Raw genomic sequence first — 9,416 nt, forward strand, 5'->3', positions numbered from 1 at the left:
TTCGCCCCGTCGCCCACCGGGAAGGGAATGCGGCCCACGTCGAACAGCAGCGGATCGTAGGGCGCGTTATAGACCCCGCGCTCCCCCACCGACATCGCGCCGATGGTATCGCCGTGGTAGCTGTGCTCCATCACCAGGATGCGGTGGCGCGGTTCGCCACTGTGCGCCCAGAAGCCCAGCGCCATCTTCAGCGCCACTTCGACCGAGGTGGAGCCGCTGTCGGAAAAGAACACGCGGGTCAGTTCGGGCGGCAGGATGGCGGTAAGGCCGCGCGCCACGTCTTCCGCCGGATCGTGCGTCCAGCCGGCGAAGATCAGCTGGTCGATCTGCCCCGCCTGATCGCGGATCGCCTCGACGATGCGCGGGTGGCAGTGGCCGTGCGTGGTCACCCACCAGCTCGATACCGCGTCGATCACGCGGCGGCCCTCGGCGGTATAAAGCGCCGCGCCTTCCGCGCGGGTGACGCGGGTGACCGGTTGGCCCAGCCCGTGTTGCCAGAACGGATGCCAGACGGGCGATTCGCTCACCGGAAGTCCTCGATGCGGAAATGCGTGGCGAAGGCGGCGGCCACCGTCTGCGCCGTCAGTTCGGCCAGGCGCGGCAGCCGCCCCAGCCGCCGCACTTGCCCCATCGCCGCGATCGTCGCCTCGCTGTCCTCGTTGCCATCGCCCACGAAGGCCACGCCCAGCACCGGCACGCCCCGCCCGCGCAGCACCTCGATCGTCATCAGGCTGTGGTTGATCGTGCCCAGCTCCGTCCGCGCGACGATCACCGTCGGCAGGTTCCACCACGCAAACACATCGGCATAAGTCGTGCCGCGCGTGACCGGCACCAGCGCGCCGCCCGCGCCCTCGATCACCAGCGGGTCCACGGCGGGCACCGCCAGCCGCGCGGGATCGATCACCACCCCGTCGATCTCGGCCGCGCGGTGGGGGGAACAGGGCGTGGTCAGGCGATAGGCTTCGGGTAGCACCCGGTCGGCCGGCAACCCGCCCAGCCGGGCAACGTGATCGCGGTCCGCGCCGTCCTCCAGGCCGGACTGCACCGGCTTCCAGTAATGCGCGCCCAGCGCCCCGGCGAGCGCGGCGGAAAACACCGTCTTGCCGATGCCGGTATCAGTGCCGGTGACGACGATGCGGGTCATGCCGGCCCAGGTCCTGCCATTACGCGTCCCAGCGTTTCGGCCAGCGCGTCGATATCGGCGCGGGTGACGTTGAGCGTCAGCGAGATGCGCAGGCGGCTGGTGCCCTGCGGCACGGTGGGCGGGCGGATGCCGCGCACGTCGAACCCGGCCTGCTGCAAGGCTTCCGCCACGCGCATGGTCCGCGCATCCTCGTGCAGGATCAGCGGCAGGATCTGCGATCCGGTGGGTTCCACGCCGAACGGCGCCAGCGCGCGCTCGGCATGGCGGACCAGCGCGGTAAGGTCGTCGCGCCGGCGCGGTTCGTCCGCCAGCATCCGGATCGCCTCGCGCACGGCGGCGCAGACCAGCGGCGATGGCGCGGTCGAGAAGATGAAGGCACGGCCCCGGTTGACCAGGAATTCGCGCACGATCCGCGGCCCCAGCACCAGCGCGCCCTCGCAGCCCATGGCCTTGCCGCAGGTGCGCAGCACGATCGTATCGGGCCGGCCTTCGAGATGGGCGGCAAGGCCGCGCCCGTCGGGGCCGAATACGCCGGTGGCGTGGGCCTCGTCGATGAACATGATCGCCTCGTGCCGCCGCGCCACCTCGGCGAAGGTATCGACCGGGGCGATATCGCCGTCCATCGAATAGAGCGTTTCGAAGGCGAGCCAGATGCGCCCGGTGTGGCCCCGCGCGCGCCATTCGCGCGCCGCGTCGTCGAACGCCTGCGGATCGTTGTGCGCCGCCGCCACCGCCGTCGCGCGCGTCAGCCGCAGGCCTTCGTGCATCGAGGCGTGGACCAGTTCGTCATGGACGATCAGATCGCCGCGCTGGGGCAGCGTGGACAGCAGCGCGGCGTTGGCGGCATAGCCGGCGGAGAAGAACAGCGCGGCTTCGCTGCCGAAGAAGGCGGCGGCCTCGGCCTCCAGCGCCTCGTGCTCGGGATCGTTGCCGCGCAGCAGGCGCGATCCGCCCGATCCGAGCGGCACCCCGCGCGCGACGGCGCGTTCCACCGCCTGCGCCAGGCGCGGCGCGCGGGCCATGCCGAGGTAATCGTTCGAGGCGAAGTCCACGCCCCGGCGCGGCGCCAGCGCGCGCAGCCGGGCGCGTTCGCCCAGCGCGGCAAGGTCCGCCGAATGCACGCGCCACAGCGACGCCGCGCTCAGCGTGCCGCCATCTTCCACGGTGCTGCCGATGCCGCGCTCCATTCCGTGCTCCGGTTCAGGCCGCGCTCCGGTTCAGGCGGCGCAGGCTCCGGCGCAGGAGCGCTCGGCTTTGGCGGCGCGGGCCGGTTCCTCGCCTTCCATGGGCTTGAGGCCAAGACGGGCGAACAGCGCCGCGTCGGCATCGTCGCCGGCGTTGGCGGCGGTCAGCAGGCGATCGCCGGTGAAGATCGAATTGGCGCCGGCCAGGAAGCACAGCGCCTGCGTCGCGTCCGACATGCTTTCGCGCCCGGCGGACAGGCGCACCATGCTCAGCGGCATGGTGATCCGCGCCACCGCCACGGTGCGCACGAACTCGATGTCGTCGATCTTGGCCAGCGGCGTATCGGCCAGCATGTCGCCCAGCACGGTGCCCTTGATCGGCACCAGCGCGTTCACCGGCACGCTTTCCGGATGCGCGGGCAGCGTGGCCAGCGCGTGGATGAAGCCCACGCGGTCGGCCCGCGTCTCGCCCATGCCCACGATTCCGCCCGAACAGACGTTGATCCCGGCGTTGCGCACGTTCGCCAGCGTATCGATACGGTCGGCGAAGGTGCGGGTGGTGGTGATCTCCTCGTACCGTTCGGGCGAGGTATCGATGTTGTGGTTGTAGTAATCGAGGCCGGCGTCCGCCAGCTGCGCGGTCTGCGCCGGGGTGAGCATCCCCAGCGTCATGCAGGTTTCCATGCCCATCTGGCGCACGCCCTTGATCATCTCGATGATCGCCGGCATGTCGCGGTCCTTGGGGTTGCGCCAGGCCGCGCCCATGCAGAAGCGCTGCGATCCCGCGTCCTTGGCCTGCGCCGCCGATTGCAGCACGGCCTGCACGTCCATCAGCTTGGTCGCCTTCACGCCGCTTTCGGCCGAGGCCGATTGCGAGCAGTAGCCGCAGTCCTCGGGGCAGCCGCCGGTCTTGATCGACAGCAGCGTGCAGAGCTGCACCTCGTCCGCCCGGTGGTGCGCCCGGTGCGCTTCCGCCGCGCGGAACAGCAGTTCGGTGAACGGCAGGTCGAACAGTGCCGCGATCTCCTCGCGCGTCCAGTCGGTGCGCGGTGCCGGCCGGGTTGCGGGGCGAATGGCGGTGTCCTGCATACTGCGGTTCCCTTACGCGATTGATTCCCGCGCCCTTAACCCAAAAGCCGCCGGGGTGCCCTCAAAAAAAGCGGGGCGTTGTCCAGCGTGGAAAGCGCGCGGATTTTCAGGCGCCTTTCTCCCCCTCTGCCTCCCAGGGCCGCCGTTCGAGCAGCAGCGCCAGCGCGGCGCGGTTGAGCGCCGTAGCCTCGGCCTCGCTGTCGGCCTCGGTATAGCAGCGCAGTTCCGGCGCGTTGCCCGAAGGGCGCAGGTGGATCACCGCGCCGCCGGTAAAGGTCATGCGGAACCCGTCGGTCCGGTCGATCGTGGCGATCGGTCCGGCAATGGGGCCGAACAGGGCTTCGGCCCGCGCCTTCTGCGCGGCATCGTCGCCCGCGGTCAGCACGGCGATCAGCGCCTTGCTGTGTTCGACCGGGAAGTCCTGCAACCGATCGGAATAAGTCACGCGCGGCGGCAGGGTGGCAAGCAGGTCGGTCAGCGTGCCCGGCCGCGCCGCGTGGATCACCGCCAGCATCGGCAGCACCGCATCGCGCGTGGGCAGCGCGGTCAGCGTTGCGCCGTCTTTCGCGATGGCATCGCCCAGCAGGAAGCCGCCGTTCGCCTCGTACCCGCAGACGCGTGTGCCGCCATCCGCGCGCGCCTGGTTCATCGCCGCGATCACATAGGGCGATCCGATGCGCGTGCGCAGCGTGTGGGCGAAGCTGCCCGACCGTTCCAGCACGGTGTTGCTGCTGACCGGGGTGACCACGCGGTCCGCCCCCAGCGCCCGCGCGCAGAGCACGCCCAGCACGTCTCCACGCAGCCAGGTGCCGGTATGGTCGGCCAGCAGCGGCCGGTCCGAATCGCCATCGGTGGACACGATCGCGTCGAGCGGCTGCTCGGCGGCCCAGGCCTTCGCCAGCGCGATATCCTCGGGGCGCACGGCCTCGGTATCGACCGGGATGAAGCTGTCGGCGCGGCCCAGCGGCACGGCTTCCGCGCCCAGCGCCTCGACGATCCGGGTCACGATATCGCGCCCCACGGCGGAATGCTGATAGACCCCGATGCGCAGGCCGGCGAGCGCGTCGGCGCCGAAGAAATCGCGATAACGCGCGAGATAGGCGGTCTCGACATCGACCGGCTCCGGCAGCGGCGCGGGCACGGCGAGCATCCCCTCGTCGGTGAACTTGCCATCGGGCAGAGTCACCGCCTGCTCCTTCATCCCGGCCTCGTCGTCCTTCAGCACTTCGCCGGCGGGGCGGTAGAACTTGATGCCGTTGCGGTCGGCCGGGATGTGGCTGCCCGTCACCATCAGCGAGGGGATGCCCTCGGCAAAGGCGTGGAGCGCCAGCGCGGGCGTCGGCACATAGCCGCAGAACACCGGCTCCGCCCCCAGATCGCGCACCGCTTCAGCGCAGGCGGCGAGAATGCGCGGCGTGCTGGGGCGCAGATCGCCCGCCAGCGCCACTTGCGTGCCGGGCGCGAATTCGCCCAGCCCGGCCAGATAGAGCAGGAAGCCCTGGGTATAGCCGTAGCAGACCCGGTCGGTCATCGCGGAGACCAGCCCGCGCGCGCCGCTGGTGCCGAAGGCGACGCCCGATTGCGTCATGAGATCCTGGACGGAAGGGGATGCTGGCTGGTTCATCGTGCCCTGATACTGGAAAGAAGGACTTGCGGCAGGTCCGCATGGACCGGCTTGACGGCTATCGCAATGCCGCAGACCGGTTACCATTTCGAAATGGCTCGAAGATCGTATCGTTCCGATCGGCTGTGCAAAATGGCGAAAATCGCGCTAAGGCGACCGCCAGCGAGCGACACGCTTGCCCCCATTTGTATGCGTTGCATACAATAACGCCGCGCATTAGGGTACGACGTATGGAGAGGTTCGCAGAGATCATCGCGGCGCACGCGGGGCGTGAGGGGGCGTTGCTCCCGATCCTGCACGATGTGCAGGCAGCGTTCGGGCACGTTCCGGAAGAAGCGGAGCGCGCGATTGCGGCGGCGCTGAACCTGAGCCGCGCCGAAGTGCACGGGGTGGTGAGCTTCTATCATGATTTTCATGCCGAGGCGGATGCGCGGCCGGTGCTGAAGCTGTGCCGGGCGGAGGCCTGCCAAGCGCGCGGCGTGGAAGCGCTGGCGGCGGCGCTGCCCGAGCAGAACCGCGTGAAGGTCGAGACGGTCTATTGCCTGGGCCTGTGCAGCGTGGGGCCGAACGCGATGGTGGGCGACAAGGTCCACGCGCGGCTCGATGGCGCGAAGCTCGCCGCGCTGGTGGAGTCGCTGGCATGACGGTTACGGTCCGCATTTCCGATGACGCGCTGGCGCTGGCCTGCGGGGCCGACGAGGTCGCCGCCGCGTTCGCGAAGGCCGGCTGCACGGTCGAACGGGTGTCGAGCTGGGGGATGCACTGGCTGGAACCGCTCGCCGAGATCGACGGGGAAGGCTTCGGCCCGTTGACGGTGGACGACGTGCCGGCCGTGCTCACAGGCACCAGCCCGCTGGGCATCGGACCGATCGCCGACCATCCCTTCATCGCCCGCCAGCAGCGCTTCACCTTCGCGCGCGCCGGCAAGACCCGGCCGCTGAACCTGGGCGACTACGCCGCCAGCGGCGGCTGGGCGGGCTTGCGCAAGGCGCACGACATCGGCGCCGAGGCGACGATCGCCGAAGTCACCGCATCGGGCCTGCGCGGGCGCGGCGGCGCGGGCTTTCCGGCGGGGATCAAGTGGACCACCGTGGCCAAGGCGAAGGCGGCGCAGAAGTACGTGGTCTGCAACGCCGACGAGGGCGACAGCGCGACCTTTGCCGACCGCATGGTGATGGAAGGCGATCCCTTCATGCTGATCGAGGGCATGGCGATCGCCGCCTATGCCGTCGGCGCGACGAAGGGCTACGTCTATATCCGCAGCGAATATCCGCACGCCATCGCCAAGATGGAAGCGGCGGTGCGGGCCTGCGCGCATATTATCGCGCCCTTCGTGCTGGAAGTGCGCACGGGGGCCGGCGCCTATGTCTGCGGCGAGGAGACCTCGCTGCTTAACAGCCTGGAAGGCAAGCGCGGCGAAGTGCGCGCCAAGCCGCCGCTGCCCGCGCTGGAAGGGCTGTTTGGCAAGCCCACCGTGGTCAACAACGTGCTGACGCTGGCGGCGGTGCCGTGGATCCTGGCGCACGGCGGCACGGCCTATGCAGCGGTCGGCTTCGGTCGCTCCAAAGGCACGATGCCGATCCAGCTGGCCGGCAACGTGAAGCACGGCGGCCTGTTCGAAGTGGGCTTCGGCATCACCCTGGGCGAACTGGTCAACGCTGTCGGCGGCGGCACCGCCAGCGGCCGGCCGGTGCGCGCGGTGCAGGTGGGTGGCCCGCTGGGCGCCTATCACCCGCCTTCGGATTTCCATCTGCCGTTCGATTACGAAAGCTTCGCCGCCGCCGACGGGCTGATCGGCCACGCCGGCCTCACCGTGTTCGATGACACGGCGGACATGAGCGCGCAGGCCCGCTTCGCCATGGCGTTCTGCGCGGCGGAAAGCTGCGGCAAGTGCACGCCCTGCCGCATCGGCAGCACGCGCGGGGTGGAACTGATCGACCGCATCCGCGCCCGCGCCCCGCGCGCCGCCGACGCGGTGGAGCGGCTGCCCCAGACGCACAACGCGCGCAAGGGCGCCCGCACGCTGGCCGAGGAGATCACTCTGCTCGAAGACCTGTGCGAAACGATGAAGTTCGGCTCGCTCTGCGCGCTGGGCGGGTTCACGCCCTATCCCGTGCTGTCCGCGCTAAAGCACTGGCCGGAAGACTTTGGAGCGGATTTTGGGGCGGCGGTTCCGGCGGACGCTGCGGAATGAGCGGCGACGTCGCGCGCGCCCTTCGACAGGCTCAGGGCGAACGGGTTTGGGGTATAATTTCATTCCCAGCTCCACTCATGCTGAGCTTGTCGAAGCATGCGCGCCAACCCCGGTCTCGCACGCCATGATCCTGGGCGCCGTCCTGGCCGGCGGGCAGTCCTCGCGCTTCGGCAGCGACAAGGCGCTGGCCGAACTCGATGGCCGCACCCTGCTGGCCCGCGCGGTGGAAGCGCTGCAGGCGCAGTGCGACGCGGTGGTGGTGGTGGGGCGCGAGGATGCCCCGGTGCCGACCCTGCCCGACCGCCCGCGCCCCGGCATGGGGCCGCTCGGCGGGATCGCGGCGGCGCTGCACCACGCGGCGGAGGCGGGCTACGACGCGATCTCGGCCATTCCGCCCTTCTACTACGACTTCTCGCGCGACGAGCTGAAGGCGCACTACCGGGCGCTCGGCGGCGCCGTGCCGCTGCCGCTCATCGTCTACAACTTCGGCGGCCGCGTCGGCCGGCTGACCAATGCCGACCTGCTCGAACTCCTCGACGAGCCGAAGGTGATCGGCATCAAGCACACCTCGCAGGACCTCTACCTGCTCGAGCGCTTCAAGCGCCACCGGCCCGAGGCGGTGATCTACAACGGCTTCGACGAGATGTGCCTCGCCGGCCTGATCATGGGCGCCGACGGGGCCATCGGCACCACCTACAACTTCATGGGCGACCTCTTCGTGCGCCTGGCGAAGGCCTTCGCCGAGGGCCGCATCGCCGAGGCGCGCGCCCTCCAGGTGGTGGCGAACCGGGTCATCGACGTGCTGATCGAGGTCGGCGTCTTCCCCGGCACCAAGGGCATCCTGACGCTGATGGGCATCGACGTCGGCATCTGCCGCGAGCCCTTCCGCGCCCTGACCGACGCCGACCGCGCCCGCCTCGCCGACTGCGTCGCCCTGCTGCGGCAGACCGCCGAGGCCTGAGGAACCACCCTCCCCGCAGGACCCGCCGTCCGGTTCAGCCCTCGGGCTCGACCGGGCGGCGGCCGCGCAGTTCCTCGCCGGCACTGCGCGAGAAGCGGGCGTTCCAGATCGTGGCGAAGAGCGAGATGCCGGTCACGACCAGGAAGGCGACGGAGAAGTCGCCGAGCTCGGGGTGGTCGTGGTCGCGCGCCAGCATGGCGCCGTGCAGCGCCAGAGCCCCGACGCAGATGCCGAGCGACANNGTGTTGTAGGCGGTGAACTGGAACGACATGAAGAAGCCGCAGAGGAGCAGGATCGCGAAGATCAGGCCGATCGGCCAATCGGGCCGGAAGGCGGCGCAGACGGCGTAGCCGGCGGTGGAGACGAGGCCGACGACGATCAAGCCGGCGCGATAGCCGAAGCGGCGCAGCACCAGCGGCGCCACCGGCTTCATCGCCAGCGAACCGAGGGCGGTGGCGGTCACCACNNGCAGCATCAGCGGCAGCAGGAAGGGTTGGGCGCCCTGGGTGATGCGGGTCAGCGAGCCGGCGATCACCGACGTGCCGAAACTCGGGATGCGCATCAGGCGGACGTCGAGGATCGGCGCCGGATGGCGGCGGGCATGGCGGAGATAGGCGAGGCCGAAGCCGACGCCGGCGACGACCAACGCCGCGGCGAGCAGCGCCAGCCCCTCGTGGCTGGAGAGTTCGAAGCCGAAGAGCAGCAGGCCGAGCGCCAGCCCGGAGAGCACGAAGCCGATGCCGTCGAAGGGGCCGTCCGAACCGCTGTCGGTCTCGGTCTCGGGAATGTAGCGCCAGGCGAGGACCAGCCCGAGGAGGCCGATCGGCACGTTGATCCAGAAGATCCAGCGCCAGTCGAGCAGGGCGACGATGAGGCCGCCGACGGGCGGGCCGAGGATCGGGCCGGCGAGCGCGGGAACGAGCAGCCAGGAAATGGCCGAGACCAGATCGCGGCGGGCGACGTTGCGCATCAGGATGAGGCGGCCGACCGGCATCATCAGCGCCCCGCCGGCGCCCTGGACGAGGCGAGCGGCGACGAGGGTCGGCAGATCGGGCGAGAAGGCGCAGGCGATCGAACCGGCGACGAAGATGGCGATCGCGGCGCAGAAGACGGTGCGGGCGCCGTAGCGATCGGCGATCTTACCGCTCGCCGGGATGAACACCGCCAAGCTCAGGAGATAGGAGGTGAGCGCGATGCTCACCGCCGGCGCGCCGATGCCG

The 9,416-nt window shown here is 70.2% G+C and carries 9 protein-coding genes; 3 read left to right on the top strand and 6 right to left on the bottom strand.

The features are described from left to right. From B3547_RS12745 to B3547_RS12765, 5 genes are all read right to left on the bottom strand, one after another. Positions 1 to 527, bottom strand: a 527-nt coding sequence (locus B3547_RS12745; RefSeq protein WP_292963718.1) for an aminotransferase class III-fold pyridoxal phosphate-dependent enzyme, incomplete at its 3' end; no start/stop codon positions are given. After that, on the bottom strand, positions 524 to 1,144 hold the full coding sequence (bioD, locus tag B3547_RS12750; protein ID WP_124809688.1) for a dethiobiotin synthase: 621 nt from the start codon (positions 1,142 to 1,144) through the stop codon (positions 524 to 526). The genes bioD and B3547_RS12745, both read right to left, overlap by 4 nt. Beyond that, entirely contained in the window at positions 1,141 to 2,331 is a 1,191-nt protein-coding gene (locus B3547_RS12755) for an 8-amino-7-oxononanoate synthase (protein ID WP_292963722.1), read from the bottom strand. The genes bioD and B3547_RS12755 overlap by 4 nt, the downstream gene beginning before the upstream one ends. A gap of 30 nt (positions 2,332 to 2,361) precedes the next feature. Further along, positions 2,362 to 3,417 carry a biotin synthase BioB gene (gene bioB, locus B3547_RS12760; RefSeq protein ID WP_194919295.1) on the bottom strand — a complete coding sequence of 352 codons (1,056 nt, stop codon included), beginning with the start codon at positions 3,415 to 3,417 and terminating at the stop codon, positions 2,362 to 2,364. 106 nt (positions 3,418 to 3,523) lie between these two features. Further along, on the bottom strand, positions 3,524 to 5,041 hold the full coding sequence (locus B3547_RS12765) for a phosphomannomutase (protein ID WP_292963726.1): 1,518 nt from the start codon (positions 5,039 to 5,041) through the stop codon (positions 3,524 to 3,526). A 230-nt stretch (positions 5,042 to 5,271) separates the two neighbouring features. On the opposite strand from B3547_RS12765, the gene B3547_RS12770 reads away from it, so the two are divergent. The 3 genes from B3547_RS12770 (at position 5,272) to B3547_RS12780 (ending at position 8,196) form a co-directional block, all read left to right on the top strand. Beyond that, on the top strand, positions 5,272 to 5,685 hold the full coding sequence (locus B3547_RS12770) for an NAD(P)H-dependent oxidoreductase subunit E (protein ID WP_124809684.1): 414 nt from the start codon (positions 5,272 to 5,274) through the stop codon (positions 5,683 to 5,685). After that, positions 5,682 to 7,235: an NADH-ubiquinone oxidoreductase-F iron-sulfur binding region domain-containing protein gene (locus B3547_RS12775; RefSeq protein ID WP_292963730.1), complete on the top strand. Its 1,554-nt coding sequence runs from the start codon at positions 5,682 to 5,684 to the stop codon at positions 7,233 to 7,235. The genes B3547_RS12770 and B3547_RS12775 overlap by 4 nt, the downstream gene beginning before the upstream one ends. A 124-nt stretch (positions 7,236 to 7,359) precedes the next feature. Next, positions 7,360 to 8,196: a dihydrodipicolinate synthase family protein gene (locus B3547_RS12780; protein ID WP_292963732.1), complete on the top strand. Its 837-nt coding sequence runs from the start codon at positions 7,360 to 7,362 to the stop codon at positions 8,194 to 8,196. Between the two features lie 34 nt (positions 8,197 to 8,230). On the opposite strand, the gene B3547_RS12785 is transcribed toward B3547_RS12780, so the two are convergent. Continuing rightward, on the bottom strand, positions 8,231 to 9,416 hold a 1,186-nt coding region (locus tag B3547_RS12785), incomplete at its 5' end, for an MFS transporter (protein ID WP_292963735.1).

This window comes from Novosphingobium sp. UBA1939 (assembly GCF_002336885.1).
GTDB lineage: Bacteria > Pseudomonadota > Alphaproteobacteria > Sphingomonadales > Sphingomonadaceae > Novosphingobium.

What these genes read in the sequence shown, in the direction of transcription:
- B3547_RS12765 (WP_292963726.1), bottom strand. Translation starts at nt 5,041, where the DNA reads ATGAACCAGCCAGCATCCCCTTCCGTCCAGGATCTCATGACGCAATCG.
- B3547_RS12775 (WP_292963730.1), top strand. Translation starts at nt 5,682, where the DNA reads ATGACGGTTACGGTCCGCATTTCCGATGACGCGCTGGCGCTGGCCTGC.
- bioD (WP_124809688.1), bottom strand. Translation starts at nt 1,144, where the DNA reads ATGACCCGCATCGTCGTCACCGGCACTGATACCGGCATCGGCAAGACG.
- B3547_RS12780 (WP_292963732.1), top strand. Translation starts at nt 7,360, where the DNA reads ATGATCCTGGGCGCCGTCCTGGCCGGCGGGCAGTCCTCGCGCTTCGGC.
- bioB (WP_194919295.1), bottom strand. Translation starts at nt 3,417, where the DNA reads ATGCAGGACACCGCCATTCGCCCCGCAACCCGGCCGGCACCGCGCACC.
- B3547_RS12755 (WP_292963722.1), bottom strand. Translation starts at nt 2,331, where the DNA reads ATGGAGCGCGGCATCGGCAGCACCGTGGAAGATGGCGGCACGCTGAGC.
- B3547_RS12770 (WP_124809684.1), top strand. Translation starts at nt 5,272, where the DNA reads ATGGAGAGGTTCGCAGAGATCATCGCGGCGCACGCGGGGCGTGAGGGG.